The following is a 22,332-nucleotide window of genomic DNA, read 5'->3' on the forward strand; positions in this document are numbered from 1 at the left end:
CCTCTCAACATGGCGGTGGCCCATGAGGCAGACTGGTGCCGTGACCGACGACATCGCATCTCAGCCGGCAGCGGCCACCCCAGCGCATACCGCCTCCGAGTTCGTCACCGTCCAGACCACGGTGGAGGACGAGCAGCAGGCCCAGCATCTTGCCATGGTCCTCCTCGAGGCCGGCCTGGGCGCCTGCGTGCAGCTCAGCCCCATCCGCAGCTTCTACCGCTGGAAGGGCGAGGTCCACGACGATCCTGAGCAGCTGCTCACCGTGAAGACCACCGCTGCCGCAGTGCCCGCTCTGAAGTCGCTGCTGGATCGGGAGCACCCCTACGAGGAGCCCGAACTGATCGTCCAGCCGATCATCGACGGCGCCCCCGGCTACCTGGACTGGGTGTGGGAGAGTATCACCGGCTGACTCCTCGCTTGAGTTGAGAGGGTGAGTTTCCGCCCGAACTGGCCGGAAATCCGGGCTATTCGGGCGGAAACTCACCCTCTCAACCGGCTCCGGGAGGTGTAGCACGACGACGACCCCGCTCGGGAGTCCGAAGACTCGCCGGAGCGGGGCCGCCGCCGTCCGGATGTGCGGCTCAGGCACGGGGCGAAGCTGGGCCCGATATCCGGAGCATCAGACGTCCGCGCCCACCTTCCGCTGCTGCGGGTAGCGGATGGACTCGACCATCTCCTGCACCTCGTGCGACGGCGGGGTGGTCAGCTTCGACACCACGAGGGTGACGATGAAGTTGACCAGGGCGCCGACCGCGCCGATGCCCTCGGGGCTGATGCCCAGGATGTGGTCGTTGGCGCCGGTGCCGAACACCTCCAGGGTGTAGATCATGTACGTGGCGGTGAATACCAGGCCGGACAGCATGCCGGCGGTGGCGCCGATCCCGTTGGCCCGCTTCCAGAAGATCCCGAGGATCAGGATCGGGAAGAACGTGGAGGCCGCCAGTCCGAAGGCGAACGCCACCACCTGGGCCACGAAGGCCGGAGGGTTGATGCCGGCGAAGATCGCGATGATGATCGCTGCGGCCATCGCCAGACGTCCCACCAGCATCTGCTGGCTGTCCGAGGCGCCCTCCCGCTTGAAGACCCGGAAGTACAGGTCGTGGGAGGCGGCCGAGGAGATGACCAGCAGCAACCCGGCCGCGGTGGACATGGCCGCCGCCATGCCGCCGGCGGCCATCAGGCCGATGATCGGGGCGGGCAGGCCGCCGATCTCCGGGGAGGCGAGCACCAGGATGTCGTTGTTGACGATCAGGTCCGCTCCGGAGGCCGCGTTGTTGGACACCGACTCGATGGTGTCCACCCCCTCAGCGACGCTCACCAGCCCGGTGGCTCCCCAGGTCTCGATCCAGTTCGGCAGCTGGTCCACTGTGGTGCCCTGCACGCCCTGCAGCAGGTTCAGTTTGGTGAACGCGCCCACCGCCGGCGCGGTCAGATACAGCAGGGAGATGAAGAACAGGGCCCAGAATGCCGAATAGCGGGCGCCGCGGACGGTCTTGGTGGTGTAGAACCGGATGATCACGTGCGGCAGTCCGGCGGTGCCGAGCATCAGCGAGGCGGTCACCAGGAACACGTCGAGCTGTCCGCCGTCGCGTCCGGCGAAGGCCTGGGTGAACTCGTGCAGTCCGAACTGCACGCTGAGCGCGTCCAGCTCCGCGAGGATCTTCCCGTAGGAGATCTGCGGGACCGGGATGCCGGTGGTCTGCTGGGCCACGGCCACGGCGGGAATCAGGTACGCGGTGATCAGCACCGAGTACTGTGCCACCTGGGTGTAGGTGATGCCCTTCATGCCGCCGAGCACCGCGTAGAAGAAGATGATGGCCGCGGCGAGGATGACGCCCCAGGTGAGGTTGAGTCCGAGGAAGCGGCTGAAGACGATGCCGCCGCCGTTCATCTGGCCGACCACGTAGGTGAAGGACACCACGATGGCGGCGACGGCGGCCACGATCCGCACGGATTCGGAGTACCGGTCGCCGACGAACTCCGGGACGGTGAACTTGCCCCATTTGCGCAGGTAGGGGGCGAGCAGCAGGGCCAGCAGCACATAGCCGCCGGTCCAGCCCATCAGGTAGACGGAACCGTCGGAGCCGAGGAAGGCGATGAGTCCGGCCATGCCGATGAAGGAGGCCGCGGACATCCAGTCGGCAGCGACGGCGGCACCGTTGGCGATGGTCGGCACGCCCTGGGAGGCGACGTAGAACTCCTTGGTCTCCTTCACCCTCGAGCGCCAGGCGATGAAGATGTAGAGGCCGAAGGTGAGGATGATGAAGAAGAAGGTCCAGAACTGGATGTCGTTCATGCTCGCTCACCGTCCCCATTGCGCTCGGCGACGCCGAACTCGTCGTCGATCCGGTCCATCCACAGGGCGTAGACCAGGATGATCAGCACGAAGGTGTAGATGGATCCCTGCTGGGCAAACCAGAGTCCGAGGGGGAACCCGAGGATCTCGATGGCGTTCAGCGGCTCGATCAGCAGGACGCCGAAGCCGAAGGAGACGGTGAACCAGACCGCCAGCAGGACGATCATCAGGCGCAGATTCTTCTTCCAGTAGCGCTGCCGCCAGGAGGTGTCCTGATCCGGCGGGGCGCCGCCGGAGGTGCTCTCATACGCCGTGTCGGCCATGGGAGGCTCCCTTCCCTTCCTCGGGTGTGGTCATCCGGGGCGGTGCTGCCCGGAGAGGGTGCGCGGCATCTGGGACCGCGCATGTCATGAATGCCGTGGGACCCAAGAAACCCCACTGTGAGTCAGCTCACAAGTGATCTCGCGCAGACGGTGCCCTTGTGTTCGCCAGCGGCGGGTATGGGTCCGTGAGCGGTGATCAGCCCCGCGGGGGCGCCGCTCACGGAGGCATGCATGCCGCTCATGGCCGCCACGGCACCGTTGGGCGATCCGTTGCGGCACAGGCTGGCCAGTGTGACCGGTGCCACTCGTAGAATCAGGGCATGACGACGACGGCGAACGGCACAGCGACGAGCAGCGGCGGCCCCGACCGTGGGATCTTCGGCGGCCTGACCGTCCGCATCCGTGAGGGGCGCTCCACCGGCTGGGGGGTGTTCCACCTCGGCAGCGGGGCGATGATCCTCGGTGGTCTGATGCTCATCATCTCCGCGTTCCTGCCGTGGGTGGTCATCCCCATCGCGGGGGAGTCCTTCTCGCTGCGCGGCACCGACGGGCCCGGCATCGCGGCCTTGGCCGTCGGGTTCCTCGCCTTCGCCGGAGCCTTCGTGCCCAAACGGGGCCTGGCCATCGCTCACGCCCTGATCCCCGGGGCGCTGGTGGGGCTGATCGTCGCCGCCCAGGCGTTCCGGCTCCTCCAGCTCTCCGCCCAGACCGGCTCCTGGGGCGGTCTGCTGCCCGGTATGGGGCTCATCCTCGCCGCCGGCGGTGCGGTGATCCTGATCCGCGTGGCGGTGCGGATGTGGAGGATGCGGCCCGCCGCATGAGCCTCTGTTCGGCCGGCCTCGCCTGTTCCGCCTGCCCCGTCGTCGACCCTGCCTAGACTGGCCGCATGAGACGCGATGACCTGGGGCTGCAGGGGTTCGGCGACCCCTGGGGCGGTTCTCCGGAGGTCCGGGACACCCCGGCCGAGGTCGATGCGGTCTTCCGCACCCTGCGGCGCATCGCCGGCACCTACTTCGTGGTCTTCCTGCTGCTGGTGGCCGCTTTCCCGGTGCTGACCATGGCCCTGGAGTGGTGGTCCGAGGCCCGCCTGGTCGGGGACCTCAGCCCCGGGTTCCTCACCGCTGGGATCGGGCTCTACGTGCTCTTCGCCGTCATCGGCATCGCCGCGGCCACCCTGAGCTCCTCGGTGGAGGCCCGCATGCTCGGCCAGGCCGGGCTCACGCTCAGTCATGCGGGGGAGGACGTGGCTGGGGAGAGGACAGCTGAGGACGGCGCCGCCGCGGAGGCAACCGGCACGCACGGCGACGGCGGCCGCATCCTGCTCGACGCGGACGTCCCGCCCGATGCACCGTTCCTCCACCCGGACGCGCACCCGGACGTCCACCCCGGTGACGAGGAGGCCCCGCGATGACCGCAGCCTCCATCATCACGCTCATCGCCGTGCTGGTGATCGTCCTCGGGGTCTCCTTCGTCACCCGGCCCCGGCATTCCTCCACTGTGGACTTCTACCTGGCCGGCCAGCGGGTCGGGGTGATCACCAACTCCTGGGCGATCTGCGGCGACTACCTCTCGGCGGCCTCCTTCCTCGGCGTCGCCGCCGCCGTCTACGTCTCCGGACTCGACGGCGCCTGGTATGCGGTGGGCTTCGCCGCAGGCTTCGTGCCGGTGCTGCTGCTGGTCGCCGCCCCGCTGCGCCGCTTCGGCGAGTTCTCCCTGGCTGACTTCCTGGGACGCCGTCTCCGGTCGGACGCCGTCCGGCTCTCGGCGGTGGGGATCGTCCAGCTGGTCATCCTCTTCTACCTGATCCCGCAGTCGGTGGGCGGGGGCATCACCTGGGAGCTGTTGGTCGGCCACGGGGCGTTGGGGCTGAGCCCGTATGCCACCGGGGTGCTGCTCTCCACCGCCGTGATCGCGGTCGTGGTGGCCTTCGGCGGGATGCGCGGCACCACTTGGAACCAGGCGGTGCAGTTCCTGCTGCTGCTCACCGCGCTGATCTGGCTGGCGCTGGTGGTCACCGGGGACGGGTTCCGCTACGGGCAGGCGGTGGAGCAGCTCAGCGCGGAGCCGCTGAGCAACCCGACCCAGGGTCCGGGAGGCTGGGAGCTGGAGCAGGAGGTCAACCGTATCGACGACGGCGGGGCGGCCGTCTTCGGCGAGCCCGGCGCCCGCTACGGGCAGCTCGGCCAGGTCGCGCTGGTGGTCACCCTCGGGCTGGGCACCGCCGGGCTGCCGCATGTGATGAACCGATACTTCACAGCCCCCACCGGCAAGGCCGCCCGCACCACCACCGTCTGGGTGCTGATGCTCATCGGCGCCTTCTACGCCTTGGCGGTCATGCTCGGCACCGCCGCCCGGGACATCATCCCCTCGGCAGTCGGTGAGCACCCCTGGCTGCAGGAGCTCACCGTCGACGGCGTGCTGCGCATCCCCGAGCACGCTCTGCCGGTGCTGGGTCGGATCTACGGCGGGGACTCCGGGCTGGGGCTGGTGGCCGCGGCCGCCCTGATCGCCGCGATGTCCACGGTGGCGGGGCTGCTGCTGGCCTCAGCGGCCACCTGGGGCCATGACGTCTATGAACGCCACATCAACCCGTATGCCACCCAGCGGCAGGCGGTCTGGGCGGGTCGGCTCACCACCCTGGTGGCCGCGGCGACCGCCGCCGGGCTGGCCATCGCCCTGCGTCCGGACGCCTTCACCCCGGCGATGCCCTCCTTGGTGGCGACGATGGTCACCTGGGCCTTCGCCGTCGCGGGCTCGGCCCTGACCCCGGTGATCGTGCTGGCCATCTGGTGGCGACGGCTCACCGCCCGTGGCGCGGTGGCGGGGATGCTCACCGGTGGGGCGCTCGCCGTGGTCATGTTCACCACCGGCAGCTTCCTGGAGCCGGTGTGGTGGCGGGAGCTGCTGGTCACCCCCACCCTGGTGGCCGCCCCGCTGGGCCTGCTCGTCGCCGCCGCGGTGTCCCTGAACAGCACCCCGCCCGTGGACGTCGAGCAGTCCTGGGTGATCATGCACGGCACCGCCGCCGATCGGCGGGCCGAGCGCCTGGCGCGGCTGACCATCGCCGCGCGGAGGGCCGAGCGCCGGGACCGGGCTGGGCGCCGCGGGCGGACCGGGCCTCGGGGCCGGGGTGGCCGCTCCGCTCTGCTGGGCACCCCGATGAGCCGGAGGAGGCACGATGCGCGGTAGCGCGATCCTGGCCGCAGCAGTGCTGGCCATCTGGACTGCGGTGTACCTGGTCACCCAGGTGCTGGTGGACCCGCCGCTGACCACGTTGCCCACCATCGGCGCGGGGACGGTGCTGACCGTGGCCGTCGTGCTGGGCTACCCCTCGGCGCTGCGCGGCCCGCGTCGGCGGGGCCGGGCAGGCCTGGGCCGGTTCGGCGGTGGACGGTCGATGCCCCGCGACGAGCGGGATCGGCTTGAGGCGGCTCGCGGAGTGCGGGATCTGGCCGCCGCCGGGCGTTCGGTGCCGCTGCGTTCGGGGCTGACCCCTGAAGCGGCCCGCCGCACCACCGAGCTGCTGCGCCCGATGCTCTCCGGGGACGCGATCGCCATCACGGACCGGGAGGACATCCTCGCCTTCGTCGGCCCGGGAGCTGACCACCATCGGGTCGGTGGGCAGATGCAGACCCGGGCGGCGGTGCGCGCCATCGAGAAGGGCCGCACCGTCGTGGTCCGGGATCGGGCCGGACTGGGCTGCCAGGTCCCCGACTGCCCGCTGCAGTCCGCGGTGATCGCACCGCTGGCCATCGGCTCGCGAGTGGTGGGCTCCCTGGGGGTGTTCCAGGCGCGGACTGAGGTCCCGCCCAAGCAGCTGGTGGAGGACATGGCCACCATGCTGTCCCTGCACCTGGAGCTCGCTGAGCTGGACCGGGAGCGCCGGCTGGCCACCCACGCCCGGCTGGACGCCCTGCGCGCCCAGATCAACCCGCACTTCCTGTTCAACATCCTCAACACCATCGCCTCCAAGGCCCGCACCCGTCCGGAGGAGGCCCGGGAGCTGCTGCTGCGGCTCTCCGAGTTCTTCCGCTACGCCGTCCGTCAGGAGGGGCACTTCGCGGAGTTCGCCCAGGAGTACTACTTCGTGCGCACCTACCTGTCCCTGGAGCAGGCCCGGTTCGGGGACCGGCTGCAGGTCCGTTACGACATCGACCCGCAGGTGCTGACCTCGCGGGTGCCCGTGCTGACCATCCAGCCGCTGGTGGAGAACGCGGTCAAGCACGGCATCGCGGACAAGAAGGAGGGCGGTACGGTGCGGCTGCGGGCCCGGGTGGACCCGCTGACCCGCACCACGCATATCCGGATCTCCGACGACGGCGCAGGGATGGATCCGCAGGTGATGGCCCGGCTGATGGGCCGTCGCGGCGAGACCGGTGACCAAGCGGGCGAGGATGCGGGCGAGCATGCGGGCGAGGATGCGGGCGAGCATGACTCTGGGGGTGCGGGCGCCCCGCCGGCCGGCCTGGGCTCCGCGGCCCATGCCGGCGTGGGGCTGCGCAACATCACGGAGCGGCTGCAGACCCTGTTCGGTGATCGCTATGACCTCTCCCTGTCGACCCCGCGCGGGGGTGGGACGGTGGTGGACCTGCGGGTGCCGCTGACCTGAGGTGCCGTCGTCGGGCTGTGGCCTGTCTCATGGGGGCCTGGCTTCCCGGCCTATACTGAACGGATGATGCCCCGCGCGCTGATCGTGGACGACGAAGCCCCCGCCCGTGAGGAGCTGCGGTATCTGCTCGAAGAGGTCGGGCGGGTGCAGGTGGTCGGGGAGGCCACCAATGGGGAAGAGGCGCTGGTGCTGCTGAACTCTTTGGACTACGACCTCGTCTTCCTGGACATTCGCATGCCGGGGCTCTCCGGCCTGGAGATCGCCGAGCAGCTGCGCGAGAGGCCGCACCGTCCCCAGGTCATCTTCACCACCGCCTACCCGGATCACGCCGTGGAGGCCTTCGACCTCGCCGCGGCCGACTATCTGGTCAAGCCCTTCGACTCCGCTCGCCTGCAGCGCGCGGTGGGGCGTGCGCTCTCCACCGGGGTGGAGCGCCCTCAGGAGGTCCAGTCGGGTCAGCGGCACGACGACGGCGCAGCCGCCTCCGGAGAGGCGGCGCGGCAGGCGGTCCGGGTGCGGGCCGCGGAGCCGGAGCCGCTGGTGCGCATCCCCGTGCAGAAGGACGGACGCACCATGCTGGTGGATGGGGACTCGATCGTCTATGCCTCTGCCGCCCGGGGGTACTCCTCGCTGAAGCTGGGCGATGAGCGGGTGCTGGTCTCCTTCTCGCTGAACGAGCTGGAGCGCCGCCTGCAGGGTCATTTCTTCCGGGTCCACCGCTCGTATCTGGTGAACCTGCGCTATGTGCGGGAGCTGGTCCCGGACTTCCGGGGCGCGCTGGTGCTGGTGATGAACGACCGCCAGCGTAGCCGGGTGGAGGTCTCCCGGCGGCATGCGCCCGAGCTGCGCCGTCGCCTCGGAGTATGAGGCGGCCGGCGCGTGAGGGTGTCAGGCCTCGGGCGAGGGCAGCGGCAGCACGCTGAGGTAGACCCGGGCGCGGCGCTCGTCGTCGCTCGCTCCTGAGGCCTTCACCCGTTCGGAGGCGGCGCCGGTGTGGCGTTCGATGACCTCCATCAGCTCGTCGCGCATCGCGCGCATCTCCTCTGCCGTCATCGTCGCGGTCGAGCTCGAGTCCACGGAGGCCTCGATCCAGTGTTCCGGCTCCTCGTCGATGTGGGTCATCCACCGGCGCAGGGTCTGGAGGCGCTCCTGCATCTGGTGCTGGATGACGGTCTGGGCCACCGGCATCTGGTGCGGGTCCTGGCGCACCAGTTCGGCCCGCAGGCTGAACCCGGAGGCCTTCCACCACCGCTCGCGCCCGGTGCCGCGCTCCGGATCCTCCTCCACCAGGCCGTGCTTCTCCAGCTGCCGCAGGTGATAGCTCGTCTGCCCGGTGCTCTCGTCCAGATGCTTGGCCAGCTGGGTGGCGGTGGCTGAACCCTGGTCGGACAGGTAGGAGTACATCGCCATCCGCAGTGGATGGGCGAAGGCCTTCATGGTCTTCGCGTCCATCTGCAGGTCTGCCTCGCCGGGCATCTTCTCCGGGGCCTGGTCGGGCGCGTGGGCAGAACTTTCCGGACTGTCCGAGTTTTTCGGGGCTGGGGTCTTGTGTTCGCTCATATGCAGAGATACCTTTGCATAGAAGGTGTTGCAGAGGAATCTCTGCAAATCTTTCTCGGCACCAGTCTACGGAGATGATCACCATGGCGCACACCACCACAGCGGAGCAGAGGCCCGACGACGGCGTCAACGAGGAGGTCACCTCCGGAACCGAACCTCTCGGCCGCCGGTTCCAGGCTCACTGGGGCAGCGTGGCGTTGGCGAATCTCGCCGACGGCGTCCTGATGACGGGAATTCCGCTGATCGCCGTCTCACTGACCCGGTCTCCGCAGGAGATCTCCCTGCTCTCGGCGCTGTTCTGGCTGCCCTGGCTGCTGTTCGGCCTGTTCGCCGGGGTGGTGATCGACCGCTCCGACCGCCGCAGGGTCCGGATCGTGGCACTGAGTCTGCGGGTCGCCGTCCTGACGGGTCTGATCGCGGTCGTCCTGGCCGGGGCGCTGCGCATCGAGGTGCTGATCCTCTTCATGGGTCTCTACGGAGCAACCCAGGTCTTCGCGGACCTGGCCGGGCGCACCATGGTCCCGCAGGTGGCGCCGCGCTCCCGGCTGGCTGCCGCCAACGGGCGCACCATGGCCGCCGAGGAGATCTTCAACGATTTCATCGGCCGCCCCGTGGCCGGGCTGCTCGTGGTGCTCGGTGCCGGCTGGCTGCTGGGCTTCTCCGCGGCGGTCTGCGCGGCGGCGGTGCTGCTGATCATCCTCGGGCTGCGTGGGGACTACCGTGCGGGACGCACCGGACAGCCACGGGCTGCGGAGGAACCGAAGGCTCCCGCCGAGGGGGACGAGTCGCCGTCGGACGCCGGACTGCATGCGGTCTTCGAGGGGCTGCGTCTGGTGTGGCGCCACCCAGTGCTGCGGCCGCTGGTGATCATGTCCTGCGCCGCCAACCTCGCCTCCACCGCGTTCATGTCCGTGTTCGTCCTCTGGGCAGTGGGGCAGGGGTCGGCCATCGGTCTCACCGAGTCGCAGTACCCGTTCTTCGCCGTGGCCAGTGCGGTGGGCGCCGTCACCGCGTCCTTCCTGGTGGAGCGGATGACGCGGCGCGCTCCCGAGGTGCCGCTGATGCTCGGCGCCTTCCTGGCCCAGGCGCCGATCATGCTGCTGCCGGTGATCCTCCCCCGCTTCGACGTCCTCCTGCTGGCCGGACTCCTGCAGGGCTTCCTGAGCATGACCGGCAACGTCATCGCCTTCACGCTGTTTCAGCGCCTGGTCAGCGGCGAAATGCTGGGCCGAATGACCGGGGCCATCACCACTGTCGGATTCGGCCTCATGCCGCTGGGCGCGGTGCTGGGCGGTTTCATCGGCGAGCACTTCGGCCTGCCGACGGTGTTCGTCGTCGCCGCCGCGCTGCTCGGAGCGGCCGTGGTCTGGGCCATGACGCAGGTGCGGCAGTCGATGGTGGAGGCCGCCGAGCAGCGAGTGCGCGATGCCGAGGACGGCGGAGACGACCGCGGCGACCAAGACAGGGGAGACGGGCCGGGCGTGAGCCCGGCGGCGGCCCACCAGACGCCCCCGTGCCATGCCTGCCGGACCTCACGGCGCAGGGCTCGGGACACGGCCCGGCAGACGGCACGGCTCCGTGATCGGCTCCGCGCGGAGGCCGAACGCGATGCCCGTCGCCACGACCTCGGCGGCGGCGTCGAATTCCGCTGGGCCTGACCCCGGACGTCTCAGTCTGGCCTTGTCTGGCCTTGGCCGAGGTCGTCCGGCTTGGCTCGTCCCTCGACTGGGGAGCGGTGTCCAGCTGAGGGCCCTTCGAGGCGGCTCAGCTGGGCACAGATCTCCCAGCCGAGAAGCCTCCCCCTGAGAAGCCTCCCCCTGAGAAGCCTCCAGTCGAGAAGCCCCGTTCGAGATTCACCCGGTCGCGGGGAACAGCGGGTGTTCCCCGCGCTCCAGGGCCAGCAGATGCTCCTTCCGGGGAACGCCCCCGCCGTAGCCGGTCATCGAGCCGTCGGCGCCGATCACTCGGTGGCAGGGCACGATGATCGAGAGCGGGTTGCGGCCGTTGGCCAGCCCCACCGCTCGCGAGGCACCGGGACTCCCCAGGTGCGTGGCCAGCTGTCCGTAGCTCCAGGTCTCCCCGTAGGGGATCTCCCGCAGCGCCGCCCACACCCGCTGCTGGAACGCGGTGCCCTCCGGCGCCAGGCGCAGGTCGAAGGTCCGGCGGTCGCCGGCGAAGTACTCGCCCAGCTGCTCGGCGGCGCGGCGCACGACGGCGGCGGCGTCCTCAAGGGCCACCGCCTCGCCCCAGCGTTCCGCGGTGGTGTGGCGGTGCTCGGCCATGGAGACGCCGGTCAGCGCCTCTCCGTCGGTCACCAGGGCCAGCGGACCCACCGGGGAGTCGATCATGCTGTGGGACAGCGAGCGCTGTGCGGTGGGTGAGCGTTGTGCAGCGTCTGAGGTCTGTGCCGCCCGCGGATGCTCCGTGGCGTGCGTCGCTGGCGGAGCCTCCGCGGCCTGCGGGGTCGTCCGGCTCATGGGCTGCTCTCCTTCGTGGGGGTCGAGGGCTTCGGCAGGCGGGCGACAGCGTGGTCGCTGCTCGCCCACAGCAGGGCGGTGGCGTAGGAGCGCCAGGGTCGCCAGGCCTCGGCGCGTGCGGTCAGCGGGCGCGGGTCACCGGGCAAACCGAGCGCCTCCGCGGCCACGCGGGTTCCCAGGTCGGTGGCGGGGAAGGCGTCCGGATCTCCCAGCCCGCGCAGCGCGATCATCTCCACGCTCCACGGGCCGATCCCGCGCAGAGAGGCCAGCTGGGTGCGGACGTCCGCCCAGGGCGCTCCGACGTCGAGACGCAGACGCCCGGAGGTCAGAGCCTCCGCCAGTCGCTGGAGGGTCTCGCGGCGCGACGCCGGCATGCCCGGCCAGGCCGCTTCCTGTGGGGCCGCGCCGCCGTCGTCGTCGGAGGAGGCGCTGGACCTCGCTGAGGTGAGGGCGGCGGCCGTGGGGAACAGATGGGTGGGGCCGTCGGGCAGACGCAGGGCATCGGGCAGCGGGTCGCCGACGGCTCGGGCGAGGCGGGCGCCCGTGGTACCGGCGGCGGCGGTGGAGACCTGCTGGCCCAGCACCACACGGAAGGCCAGCTCTTCCGGGTCGGTGGTGCCGGGCAGCCGACAGCCGGGGGTGCTGGCCACCAGCTCGGCGAGGACCGGATCGGCGCGCAGCGCCTCGTCGATGCCGACCGGATCCGCATCCAGGTCCAGCAGACGGCGGCAGCGCTGCACCGCCGAGGTCAGGTCCCGCAGATCGGTGAGCCGCAGCTCGGTGTCGATCCAGCCGCGCTCGCCGTCGTCCGGGGTCAGGGAGGCGACCCCGAGGCCATGCGGCAGACGCAGCGCTCGATGGAAGGTCCCGGAGGCGGGGGACCAGGTCTCCACCCCGGGCACGGCGGTGGCGATGAGGTGCCCGAACAGACTCGGCACGTGCAGCGGGGACCGGTAGGCCAGGCGCAGTCTCAGCTGATGCGGGGTGCCGCCGTCGTCCTGGGGTGCCCGGTCAGCGCCCTGCCCCGGTCCGGTGACGGCCACGGATCGTCCGTTCCGGCGGGCAGCTCGCAGCTGGCTGGGGGAGGCGGCGAAGACGGCGCGCACCGTCTCGTTGAAGGACCGCACCGAGGCGAACCCGGCGGCGAAGGCGATCTCGGTGAAGCTCAGCGCGGTGCCTTCGATGAGCGTCCGCGCGGTGGAGGCCCGCTGGGCCCGCGCCAGGGAGATCGGCCCGGCCCCGAGCTCGGCGCGGAGCAGCCGTTCCACCTGCCGGGCACTGTAGCCCAGGGAGGCGGAGAGTCCTTCCACACCGGAGCGGTCCACCTCGCCGTCGCCGATCAGCCGCATCGCGCGGGCGGTCGTGTCCTGGCGGATGTTCCACTCCGGCGACCCGGGGGAGGCCTCCGGACGGCAGCGGCGGCAGGCCCGGAATCCGGCGCGCTGGGCCGCGGCGGCGGTCGGGTGGAAGGTCAGGTGCTCGGCCTTCGGCGGCGGGGCCGGGCAGCTGGGTCGGCAGTAGATCCCCGTGCTGGTCACACCCACGTAGAGCCGCCCGTCAAAGCGGGCGTCGCGGGTGCGCACGGCCTTGATGCAGGCCTCGGCGTCGGGGAGCAGAGAGGTGGTCACGGCACCAGCATGCTCCGGTGAGGTCGTCGGCGCCAGCAGGAATCCGACATCGCTGTGACGACGACGTCATCGTGCTCCGTGCTGACTTGGTCTGGAGGGGCTGCTGGTCAGCGGGAGGAGCGCGGCGGCCGAGGAATGCCGCCGGGTCCCTGGGAGTCACTGGGCCCCTGCGCGTCGCCGTCGTCGCCGGTGCCGGTTCCGGGGGCTCCGCGCCGTCCAGCATCGCCCGCGAGCGGGTCCGGCATGGGCTTGGTGGCCTCGAGCTGCTCCTGCGACGCCGCGCCCTGGGCCGGTGCGCCCTGGGTGCCCGACCCCTTGCGCGATGAGCCCTGGGAGGCCGGAATGTCAGCTGCGGCGTCCGTGGGGCGGGCGTGCCGCCAGGCGCGGTGGGAGCCCAGCAGCACATAGGCCACCAGCAACACCAAGGCCAGCAGGCCGTCGATGATCAGTGTGGCCCAGGCGCCGGCGGCGGTCTCCAGCTGGCTCCAAGCCATCAGGGCCAGGCCGAGCTTGTGCAGGAACGCCAGTTCAAGCACCCCGGGGTAGCCGGTGGGACGCCAGGCCACCAGCGCAAACAGCCCCGCGAAGACCACCAGCCCGAATCCGCGCCACGCGTCATGCAGCAGATGCTCAGAGCCCGCATCTCCCAGCTGAGCGATGCTCGCCCCCGCGGCGGCGGCCGCGGCCAGGGCCGCCACGATCAGCAGGGCTCGTCCAGCGACAGCGCGCTTGGCCGCCGCATCCGGGGTCGTGGTCATCGCAGCTCCTCTGCTCAGTGCCTGCTCCTCTGCCCGTGCCCGACATCTCGCGGACATGGTCCATGACTGTCAGAGTAAGGCAGGCGCGGCCCGCTGACCAGGGGGTGCTGGTGCGCCGTGGGGGAGGACGGGCCGCTCAGCCGGTGACGACGAAGAGGTCGTCACCGGCAGAGACCTGCGCGGCCCCGGTCGGGGTGACGGAGTCGGCAGGCTGGTCCAGGGCCACGATCGGGATGATCGTGGAGATGCTCTCGCCGCTGATGTCCCCGGGGGTCCACCGCACCATGGGGTCGCCCTGGGCCACGTGGCCGCCCTGCTGGGCCAGGACCTCGAAGCCCTCTCCTTCGAGCCTGACGGTGTTGATCCCCAGGTGGACCAGGATGCCCACCCCGTCCTCGCCCTGGATGACGAAGGCGTGGGGGTGGATCTTGACGACCTTCCCCGCGACGGGCGCGCACACAGTGGTCTCCTCCGGTGCCGGGTCCAGCGCGAGGCCAGGCCCCACCATGGCGGAGGAGAACACCGGGTCCGGTACCTCTGCCAGCGGCAGCACCTGGCCGGGACAGGGAGCGACGACCCGGGTCACCGCAGGTCCTCGATGTCCTCGGCGATGGTGTCCGCTTCGGGCCCGACGACGACCTGCACGACATTGCCGCTGATCATCACGCCATGGGCGCCGGCGGCCTTGAGCGCGGCCTCGTTGACCTGGGAAGCGTCCTCGACCTCGGTGCGCAGCCGGGTGATGCAGGGTTCGAGGTCGATGATGTTGTCCGATCCTCCGAGTGCGGCGAGGATCTGCTCTGCACGGTCAGCCATGATGGGCTCCTTCACTGGGTGTTCTTCGTGGATAGGTGGGTGATTCTGCCGGTGTGTGGTGTGGAGACGGTGGGGCGGTGGTCAGGTGTCGGTCCGGGTGACTTTCGCCAGACCCTGGGGGGCGTCCGGGGCGAGCCCCAGGGAGCGGGAGAGCTGCTCGACGACGACCTGCATGGGGATGATGTTCACGAGTGGGGAGAGTGTCTCAGGAAGGTCTGCGCCCGGAACATGGATGCCGACTGCCTGCTGGAACGCCGCTGAGCCGCCGACGCCGATGACGGTCGCCCCGCGGTTGGAGAGGTCCTGGGCCAGCTGCACCATGGGTTCGCAGAGCGGGCCGTCGGCGGCGGCGTGGACGACGGCGACGACACCCTCCCCGACGGCGGCGATCGGGCCGTGGCGCAGGTCGGCATAGGAGTATCCGCGCACCGGGCGCAGGCAGGTCTCCTCGATCTTCAGGGCCGTCTCCAAGGCGGTGCCCATCAGCAGGCCGCGGCCGGTGACGACGGTGGTGGTGTGGCGTCGCAGGGTCTCGACGGCGTCGTCCACCCCGGCCCGGGCCTGGAGGATCTGGGCGGCCTGCTCGGGCACGCGGCGCAGCTGCTCCTCCAACGCGGTGGCGGCGACGACGTCGCCGCTGTGCCGCAGGGCGGCGACGCAGAGGGTGGTCATGCCGGCCAGCTGGGCGGTGTAGGACTTCGTGGCCGGCACGGCGAGCTCCTCGCCGGCCTGGGTGATCAGGGCGACGTCGGCCTCCTGCGCCAGCGGCGACTCGGACCCGTTGGTGATGGCGACGGTGGCAGCCCCGTGTTCGCGTCCCCAGCGCTGGGTGGCCACGATCTCCTCGGTGCGACCGGACTGCGAGGCACTGACCAGCACGGTGTCTCGGAGGTCGAGGTCCGCCCGGTAGTGGGTGGCGACGCTCGGGGAGGCGAGGCCGCCGAGGATCCCGGCCTGGGTCTCCAGGAGGTACCGGCCGTAGACGGCGGCGTTGTCGCTGGTGCCGCGGGCGGCGAAGAGCACGCGCCGCCGACCGGCGAAGAGCTCGCCCAGGGTGTCCGGGGCGGCCAGGAGTGCATCGATCGTGCGTCGGAGGGATTCGGGCTGTTCAGCGGTCTCCTGCGCCATCTGTGTGGTCATCTCCACCTGCTTTCGGGGCGGTCCGGCGTGGAGCACCGGAGCGGTTGTGGCGGCCTTGACAATGAGTGTGATGACCGCCATAGTCAACTGGTACGTACCAGACCGTATCAATCGCGGACCGAGTTGTCGAGAGGTGAATCACGTGGCTGAGCCAGAAGCCCGGACAGAGCAGGCCGTCATCACCGACGGTCCTGAGCCCAAGCACATCCAGCTCAGCGCGGTGCTCGCCCGGATGGCCTCGGAGGAGCTGGGTCCGGGTGTCATGATCCCCTCGGAGCGCGCGCTGATGGGCGCCTATGGGGTCTCGCGGGCGACGGTCCGCAAAGCCGTGGACACGCTCATCGTCGACGGGCTGCTGCGCCGGGTGCAGGGCAAGGGGACCTTCGTTGCGCAGTCGCGGCTGGAGAGTCGACTTCATCTGGCCTCCTTCACCCAGGACATGCGCCGGCGCGGACTTCGCCCCACCACGCGGCTGATCAGCTGCGAAGCGGTGGAGCCGCCTCCGGAAGCGGCGGCCTCCCTCGGCATGCAGGGGGAAGGTCCGCGTGGGAAGGTCTGGGCGCTGACCCGCGTACGATGCGCCGATGACGAGCCCATCGCGGTGGAGACCGGCTGGTATCCGGTCGCGCTCTTCCCGGACCTGGACCGGCGCAACCTGACCGGCTCGCTCTACGAGATCTTCTCCACCGACTACGGCATCGGCATCGACTCCGCTGAGCAGACCCTCTGGGGAGAGTCGGCCGACGGCCCCACGGCTCGGCTCCTCGATGCCGACCTCGCCACCCCGCTGCTGGTCTTCCGCCGCGTCTCCCGCGCGGTCGGCCGACCGGCGGAACATGTGGTCTCCCGTTATCGCGGGGACCGTTATCAGGTCCACATGAGTCTCAGCCGGGACGACATGTCGGCCTCCTGAGCTGCCCGACTCCACAGAGAACCACCCCACCACCACCGATTCACTCGCCCCCGGAAGGAGCACTCCGATGAGTTCGCCCGAAACCGCCGACGGCGGCCCCGAGACCACGAAGAGATCGAAGATGCCTACGATCAATCTCGCCCCAGTGCAGAAGTTCGGCCGCAGCCTGCTGCTGCCCATCGCCTCCCTGCCCGCCGCGGCATTGCTGCTGCGCCTGGGTCAGCCCGACCTCCTCGGTGCCGAGGGGCTGGGCTGGAACCAGGTCGCCACCGTCGTCGGCAGTGCCGGTGAGGCGCTCTTCGCCCACCTGCCGCTGCTCTTCGCCCTCGGTGTGGCCATCGGGATGGCCAAGAAGGCGGACGGCTCCACCGCGCTCGCCGCACTGATCGGTTACCTGGTCTACGACGCCGTCACCGGGGCGATGTCACCACTGATCCTCGGTGCCCCCGCAGAGGGCGAGGAGCAGGTGATGATCAACTTCCATGTGCTCGGCGGCATCATCATCGGTCTGGTCGCCGCCTGGCTGTGGCAGCGCTATTACCGCATCAAACTGCCTCCGTATCTGGCCTTCTTCGGGGGGAGGCGTTTCGTGCCGATCATCACCGCCCTGGCGGCGATCATCATCGGTGTGCTGATGAGCTTCATCTATCCGCTCTTCGACGCCGGCATCACGGCGCTGGGCGAGTGGGTCGCGGCCAACGCGGTGCTCGGCGGATTCGTCTACGGCATGATGAACCGCCTGCTCATCCCGCTGGGTCTGCACCACATCCTGAACAACCCGCCGTGGTTCATCCTCGGCTCCTACGAGACCGCCGACGGTTCGGTCGTCCACGGAGACATCGCACGGTTCCTCAGCGGGGATCCGACGGCCGGAGCCTTCATGACCGGCTTCTTCCCGATCATGATGTTCGCCCTTCCGGCCGCAGCGCTGGCGATCTACCACGCGGCACGCCCGTCGCAGAAGAAGGTCGTCGGAGGTCTGATGGGCGCTGGGGCGCTGACCGCCTTCCTGACCGGAGTGACCGAGCCGTTGGAGTTCAGCTTCATGTTCGTGGCGTTCCCGCTCTATGTGCTGCACGCCTTCCTGACCGGCACGGCCATGGCGCTGGTGAACTTCCTGGAGATCAAACTGGGCTTCGGATTCTCCGCCGGCCTGTTCGACTTCGTGCTGAACTGGAACATCGGCACCGACCCATGGATGCTGATCCCGATCGGTCTGGCCTATGCCGTCCTGTACTACGTGCTGTTCCGCGCGGTGATCAGGCTCTGGAACCTCAAGACGCCCGGCCGTGAGGACGAGGACGCCGAATCCACCCCCGCCTCGGAGCAGCGCGGATGACGCTGATCCACGCGACGGCGGCCCTGACCCCCGCCGGCGACATCTCCCCCTGGTGGCTCCGCCTCCAGGGGGAGGTGATCGTCGATGCGGGTCCGGGGGAGCCGCCTGAGTCTGCCGACCTGACCATCGCCGACGGGGTGCTGTCCCCGGGTTTTGTGGACGTCCACGTCCACGGCGGGGGAGGGGCCTCCTTCCTCGACGGTGCTGACGCCGCCCGGACGGCCCGTGCTGCCCACCTGCATCACGGGACGACCACGATGCTCGCCTCTCTGGTCACCGACCCGTACCCCGCCTTGTGGGAGTCCTTGGAGGGGCTTCGCCCCCTGGTCGACTCCGGCGAGCTGGCCGGGGTCCACCTGGAAGGGCCGTGGCTGAATCCCCGGCGACGGGGTGCCCACCGTCACGAGCATCTGCGGAGTCCGGATCTGCAGGTGCTGGGGGAGTTCCTCGCCTCCGGTCTGGTGCGGATGGTCACTCTCGCCCCGGAGCTGGACGGCGGGATGCAGGCCGTGGCACAGATCGTCGACGCCGGCGTCGTCGCCGCCGTGGGACACACGGAGGCCAGCTATGAGCAGACCGGCCAGGCGCTGGCGGGCGGAGCCAGCGTGGGGACGCACCTGTTCAACGCGATGCCGTCGCTGCATCACCGGACGCCCGGTCCGATCGCCGCCCTGCTCGAGGACCCCCGGGCGTGGGTGGAGCTGATCGCCGACGGGATCCACGTGCATCCCTCGGTGCTGCGGCTCGCCTTCACGGCGAAGCCGCAGGGCTGTGTGCTGGTCTCGGATGCGATGTCGGCGGCTGCGGCGGCGGACGGTCGGTACCGGCTCGGAGACCTGCAGGTCCAGGTCGACGACGGCGAGGCCCGGGTGGTCGAGGACTCCGGCGAGCTGGGCTCGATCGCGGGTTCCACGCTGACCGTCTCGGCCGCGGTGCGGCACACGGTGCAGGCTGCGGACATCCCGCTGGCGCAAGCGCTGGTCGCGGCCACGGCCCATCCGGCTCGGATGGTCGGGTTGGAGGGCGTGGGGGTGCTGGCCCCGGGCCATCGCGCGGATCTGGTGCTCCTCGACGACGATCTGCAGGTCACCGGGGTCATGGTCGAAGGGGCATGGCTCTCGGGCTCCGCGCCGCCGTCGTGACACCTTTGTTGCATCGATGCAAGAAGGCGATTGGGTGGTGGAATGGACAAGCCCTCGCTGTGGTTCGCACCTGTCGTGAGCGTTCTGGCTCGCCTGTGAACCCGTGAGAGAGAAGGAAGCGATGACTGCAGTACCCACTGTCACACTCCACGACGGCACGGAGATCCCGCAGTTCGGCTTCGGCGTCTGGCAGGTCCCCGCCGAGGACGCTGAGCGTGTGGTCTCGAAGGCCCTCGAAGTCGGCTACCGGCACATCGACACCGCCGCGATCTACGGCAACGAGGAGGGGGTCGGACGCGCCATCGCCGCCTCCGGGATCCCGCGTGACGAGCTCTACGTGACCACCAAGCTCTGGGTCTCCGACTTCGGCCGCGCCGAGGCGAAGGCCGCCATGGAGACCTCCCTGGAGAAGCTCGGCCTGGACCGTGTGGACCTGTACCTGACCCACTGGCCCGCGCCGGCCACCGACCAGTACCTGCGTGCCTGGGAGGGCCTGGAGGACATCGCCGACGCCGGTCTCTCCACCTCGATCGGTGTGTCCAACCACCTGGAGGAGCATCTGGACCGGATCGTGGCCCTGGGCGGCCGCACCCCCGTGGTCAACCAGATCGAGATCCACCCCTACCTGCAGCAGCGCGAGGTCGTGGCGGCGAACCAGAAGCACGGCATCGCCACCGAGTCCTGGAGCCCGCTGGCGCAGGGACAGGTCTTCGGCGAGGCCCCGGTGGTCGCCGCCGCCGAGGCCCACGGAGTGACCCCGGCACAGGTGGTCATCCGCTGGCACCTGCAGCAGGGCCGCATCCTGTTCCCGAAGTCCGTCACCGACGAGCGCATCGCCGCCAACTTCGACGTCTTCGGCTTCGCGCTGACCGACCCTGAGCTGGAGGCCATCGACGCCCTCGAGAAGGAGGGGCGCCTCGGCCCGAACCCGGCCGAGTTCACCCCCGGCTCCTGAGACGCAGACGCAGCAGGGCCCCGCCCGGATCACCGGACGGGGCCCTGCTGCGTTCTCAGAGGCTGCTCACTGCCTCACCGCTGGGGTGAGTCGTCCTCGCCGGCGGGGGCGTCGTCGCTGGTGGCGTCGTCGCCGTTGCCGACCACCTCGTCGTAGATGTGCTCGGACTCCTGCTCCCAGCCCTCGGCAGACTCGGCGAACTCAGGGGTGCTGAACTGCTCATGGCCGATCGGGTCGTGGTAGTACGCCTCCTCGTCCAGGTTGAGCGTGCCGGTCTCGGGGTTGACCGAGGTGGCGTGGGCCGGCACATCATGGAGGGCGAAGACCATCGAGTCGGTCGTCGTCGGGACGGACTCCTTGGTGCCGTGACCGGTCTTCGACGGGAGACCGGACAGCGTGGAGGAGGTGCCGCCGAAGAAGCCGGAGACGGCACGTCCCTGGCCGGCGAGCATCTTGCGCAGGTTCCGTTCGACGGCGGGGCCTTCCTCGGCCCCGGCGACCTCGCGGGCGGTGTCCACCATGGAGGCCGGGGAGGCCTGCGGACGGATCCTCACGTACCGCGGCGCCGTGGCGCCCTCATAGTGCAGCATGCGGACCATGCCGATCACGGCGAGCACCAGCACGATCGACAGCGGCGCGGCCGCGGCGATGGAGCTGACCTGCAGCACGCGCAGGGCGGCGCCGGCCGCCTCCCCGGCCGCGGCGATCAGGATGATGGCCGCAGCACCTTCGACCAGCGCCCAGAAGACTCGCGTCAGGCGCGGGGTCTCGGCGCGGCCGCCGTGGGAGAGGATGTCGACCACGAGCGAGCCGGAGTCGGAGGAGGTGATGAAGAAGAACGCGATCACCAGGATCGCCACCACAGCGGTCAGCGAGGCCAGCGGCAGCTGCTCGAGCAGGGTGAACAGCGCCGCCTCAGTGCCGATGCTGCCGTCCTCACCGACCATGATGCCTTCGGTCAGCTGGTAGTAGATGCCCGAGGAGCCGAAGATGCTGAACCAGATGATGCCGATGATGGTGGGGGCGAGCAGCACGCCGAAGACGAACTCACGGATGGTGCGGCCCCGGGAGATGCGCGCGATGAACATGCCCACGAAGGGTGCCCAGCTCATCCACCAGCCCCAGTAGTAGATGGTCCAGTCGGCGGACCAGGCGCCGCCGTCGCCGCCGGCGTAGGAGGCGGCGGTCTCGAACATCAGCTGCGGGAAGGCCCAGGCGTATTCACCGGTGTTGGCCACCAGCTGCTGCAGCAGGAACAGGGTCGGGCCGGCCAGCAGCACGAACAGGGCCAGGGCGGCGGCCATGGACATGTTGATGTTGGACAGCCACTTCAGTCCCTTGTGCACGCCGGTGATCACCGAGATCGTGGCGACGGCGGTGATGCCGACGATGAGCCAGGTCAGCAGTCCGACGTTGGACTCCGCCCAGCCCATGAACTCCAGGCCGGCGCCGATCTGCTGGACGCCGAGGCCCAAGGAGGTCACCACGCCGAAGACGGTGCCGACGATGGCGACGACGTCGATGATGTGGCCCACCCACGACTCGATGAGCTTGCGGCCGAACACCGGCTCCAGCAGCCAGCGGATCGACAGCGGACGGCCGCGGCGGAAGGTCATGTAGGCCAGGCCCAGTCCGACGACGACGTAGATCGCCCAGGCGTGCAGGCCCCAGTGGAACAGGGACTGGCCGATGGCGGTGCCGGAGAGTTCCGCCTGGGTGGCCATGATGGTCTCCCCGGCGGCGTCGACGCCGACCTCACCGCTGATGTCCGGAGGGGCCACCAGGTGCCAGAGGGGTTCGGCGACGCCCCAGAAGACGAGGCCGATGCCCATGCCTGCGGAGAAGAGCATGGTGAACCAGGAGACCAAAGAGAACTCCGGCGTCTCGTCGTCCCGGCCGAGGCGGATGTTGCCGGCTTTGGAGAGTCCGGCCCAGATGGCGAAGACCACGAAGCCGGTGACGATGGCGATGTACCACCATCCGATGCCGTTGACGATGGTGCTGTTCAGCGCCTCGAAGGCCTCGGCGCCGTGCTCGCGGCCGTACCACGTCGCAAAGATCAGCGCCCCGGCGATGATCAGGACCGCCGGGATGAACACTGGCTTGCTGAGACTTCGCCAGACGCTCGTCACCGACCAATCGTTCACTTTCGCTTCGGTGTGCGAAGCCATGAACTCCTCCTTGGTTGTGAATACCTAGAAAACGGCCCCCTGCGAGGGCTCGTCAGTCGTCCTCTCCGATCATGGCGCGCACAAGAAAACGACGGCGCAACCCTGCCTGCCGCCGAGCCTTCCGCACAGGATGCGGTCAGGTCAGCAGGTCGCAGCGGCGTCGGCGCCGTCGTGGTCATGACGCTGCTCATTCTCGAATTCCTGA

Annotated in this window: 21 protein-coding genes; 11 read left to right on the plus strand and 10 right to left on the minus strand. The window is 70.0% G+C overall.

The features are described 5' to 3' along the window. Positions 1-40: 40 nt before the first annotated feature. Positions 41-409: a divalent-cation tolerance protein CutA gene (gene cutA / locus ACYVKI_RS06975; protein ID WP_460689621.1), complete on the plus strand. Its 369-nt coding sequence runs from the start codon at positions 41-43 to the stop codon at positions 407-409. Positions 410-619: 210 nt separating this feature from the next. Here cutA and ACYVKI_RS06980 read toward each other — a convergent pair whose 3' ends face one another. Continuing rightward, the gene (locus ACYVKI_RS06980; RefSeq protein WP_460689622.1) at positions 620-2,296 is read right to left on the minus strand and encodes a sodium:solute symporter family protein; all 1,677 of its coding nucleotides are present in this window, start codon (positions 2,294-2,296) and stop codon (positions 620-622) included. Further along, a complete protein-coding gene (locus ACYVKI_RS06985) occupies positions 2,293-2,619 on the minus strand; it encodes a DUF4212 domain-containing protein (RefSeq protein ID WP_460689623.1) in 327 nt (108 codons plus the stop codon). The genes ACYVKI_RS06980 and ACYVKI_RS06985 overlap by 4 nt, the downstream gene beginning before the upstream one ends. 320 nt (positions 2,620-2,939) lie before the next feature. On the opposite strand from ACYVKI_RS06985, the gene ACYVKI_RS06990 reads away from it, so the two are divergent. The 5 genes from ACYVKI_RS06990 to ACYVKI_RS07010 all read left to right on the plus strand — a co-directional run bounded on the left by ACYVKI_RS06990 (position 2,940) and on the right by ACYVKI_RS07010 (position 8,095). Continuing rightward, a complete protein-coding gene (locus ACYVKI_RS06990) occupies positions 2,940-3,440 on the plus strand; it encodes a hypothetical protein (RefSeq protein WP_460689624.1) in 501 nt (166 codons plus the stop codon). A gap of 65 nt (positions 3,441-3,505) precedes the next feature. Then, positions 3,506-4,030 (plus strand): hypothetical protein, encoded by a 525-nt coding sequence (locus ACYVKI_RS06995; protein WP_460689625.1) that lies wholly within the window; start codon positions 3,506-3,508, stop codon positions 4,028-4,030. Continuing rightward, positions 4,027-5,808, plus strand: a complete 1,782-nt coding sequence (locus ACYVKI_RS07000) for a sodium/solute symporter (protein WP_460689626.1) — start codon at positions 4,027-4,029, stop codon at positions 5,806-5,808. Before ACYVKI_RS06995 ends, ACYVKI_RS07000 begins: the two co-directional genes overlap by 4 nt. Continuing rightward, on the plus strand, positions 5,798-7,228 hold the full coding sequence (locus tag ACYVKI_RS07005) for a histidine kinase (protein WP_460689627.1): 1,431 nt from the start codon (positions 5,798-5,800) through the stop codon (positions 7,226-7,228). The genes ACYVKI_RS07000 and ACYVKI_RS07005 overlap by 11 nt, the downstream gene beginning before the upstream one ends. A gap of 63 nt (positions 7,229-7,291) precedes the next feature. Beyond that, positions 7,292-8,095: a LytR/AlgR family response regulator transcription factor gene (locus tag ACYVKI_RS07010; protein ID WP_460689628.1), complete on the plus strand. Its 804-nt coding sequence runs from the start codon at positions 7,292-7,294 to the stop codon at positions 8,093-8,095. A 21-nt stretch (positions 8,096-8,116) separates the two neighbouring features. On the opposite strand, the gene ACYVKI_RS07015 is transcribed toward ACYVKI_RS07010, so the two are convergent. After that, positions 8,117-8,788, minus strand: coding sequence for an ArsR/SmtB family transcription factor (locus ACYVKI_RS07015; protein WP_460689629.1), 672 nt, complete (start codon positions 8,786-8,788; stop codon positions 8,117-8,119). Between the two features lie 74 nt (positions 8,789-8,862). Here ACYVKI_RS07015 and ACYVKI_RS07020 point away from each other — a divergent pair, with 74 nt between their 5' ends. After that, on the plus strand, positions 8,863-10,446 hold the full coding sequence (locus tag ACYVKI_RS07020; RefSeq protein ID WP_460689630.1) for an MFS transporter: 1,584 nt from the start codon (positions 8,863-8,865) through the stop codon (positions 10,444-10,446). A 195-nt stretch (positions 10,447-10,641) separates the two neighbouring features. Here ACYVKI_RS07020 and ACYVKI_RS07025 read toward each other — a convergent pair whose 3' ends face one another. From ACYVKI_RS07025 to ACYVKI_RS07050, 6 genes are all read right to left on the minus strand, one after another. After that, positions 10,642-11,265: a methylated-DNA--[protein]-cysteine S-methyltransferase gene (locus ACYVKI_RS07025; RefSeq protein WP_460689631.1), complete on the minus strand. Its 624-nt coding sequence runs from the start codon at positions 11,263-11,265 to the stop codon at positions 10,642-10,644. Then, on the minus strand, positions 11,262-12,893 hold the full coding sequence (locus ACYVKI_RS07030) for a DNA-3-methyladenine glycosylase 2 family protein (RefSeq protein ID WP_460689632.1): 1,632 nt from the start codon (positions 12,891-12,893) through the stop codon (positions 11,262-11,264). The genes ACYVKI_RS07025 and ACYVKI_RS07030 overlap by 4 nt, the downstream gene beginning before the upstream one ends. A 107-nt stretch (positions 12,894-13,000) precedes the next feature. Then, the gene (locus ACYVKI_RS07035) at positions 13,001-13,651 is read right to left on the minus strand and encodes a hypothetical protein (protein WP_460689633.1); all 651 of its coding nucleotides are present in this window, start codon (positions 13,649-13,651) and stop codon (positions 13,001-13,003) included. A 136-nt stretch (positions 13,652-13,787) separates the two neighbouring features. Then, the gene (locus ACYVKI_RS07040) at positions 13,788-14,237 is read right to left on the minus strand and encodes a PTS sugar transporter subunit IIA (RefSeq protein WP_460689634.1); all 450 of its coding nucleotides are present in this window, start codon (positions 14,235-14,237) and stop codon (positions 13,788-13,790) included. Further along, positions 14,234-14,482 carry a glucose PTS transporter subunit EIIB gene (locus ACYVKI_RS07045; RefSeq protein WP_460689635.1) on the minus strand — a complete coding sequence of 83 codons (249 nt, stop codon included), beginning with the start codon at positions 14,480-14,482 and terminating at the stop codon, positions 14,234-14,236. Before ACYVKI_RS07045 ends, ACYVKI_RS07040 begins: the two co-directional genes overlap by 4 nt. 66 nt (positions 14,483-14,548) lie before the next feature. Continuing rightward, a complete protein-coding gene (locus tag ACYVKI_RS07050) occupies positions 14,549-15,607 on the minus strand; it encodes an SIS domain-containing protein (protein WP_460689636.1) in 1,059 nt (352 codons plus the stop codon). 142 nt (positions 15,608-15,749) lie between these two features. Between ACYVKI_RS07050 and ACYVKI_RS07055 the strand changes: the two genes are divergently transcribed. The 4 genes from ACYVKI_RS07055 to ACYVKI_RS07070 all read left to right on the plus strand — a co-directional run bounded on the left by ACYVKI_RS07055 (position 15,750) and on the right by ACYVKI_RS07070 (position 19,956). After that, a complete protein-coding gene (locus tag ACYVKI_RS07055) occupies positions 15,750-16,520 on the plus strand; it encodes a GntR family transcriptional regulator (RefSeq protein ID WP_460689637.1) in 771 nt (256 codons plus the stop codon). 67 nt (positions 16,521-16,587) lie between these two features. After that, complete coding sequence (locus ACYVKI_RS07060) at positions 16,588-17,859, plus strand: PTS transporter subunit EIIC (RefSeq protein ID WP_460689638.1); 1,272 nt, start codon at positions 16,588-16,590, stop codon at positions 17,857-17,859. Then, on the plus strand, positions 17,856-19,001 hold the full coding sequence (nagA, locus tag ACYVKI_RS07065; RefSeq protein WP_460689639.1) for an N-acetylglucosamine-6-phosphate deacetylase: 1,146 nt from the start codon (positions 17,856-17,858) through the stop codon (positions 18,999-19,001). The genes ACYVKI_RS07060 and nagA overlap by 4 nt, the downstream gene beginning before the upstream one ends. A 121-nt stretch (positions 19,002-19,122) precedes the next feature. Next, positions 19,123-19,956 carry an aldo/keto reductase gene (locus ACYVKI_RS07070; protein ID WP_460689640.1) on the plus strand — a complete coding sequence of 278 codons (834 nt, stop codon included), beginning with the start codon at positions 19,123-19,125 and terminating at the stop codon, positions 19,954-19,956. A gap of 74 nt (positions 19,957-20,030) precedes the next feature. Here the strand turns inward: ACYVKI_RS07070 and ACYVKI_RS07075 are convergent, their stop codons facing one another. Continuing rightward, positions 20,031-22,127, minus strand: a complete 2,097-nt coding sequence (locus ACYVKI_RS07075; RefSeq protein ID WP_460689641.1) for a BCCT family transporter — start codon at positions 22,125-22,127, stop codon at positions 20,031-20,033. Positions 22,128-22,332: the final 205 nt, after the last annotated feature.

The sequence above is a fragment of the Nesterenkonia suensis genome, from assembly GCF_054782935.1.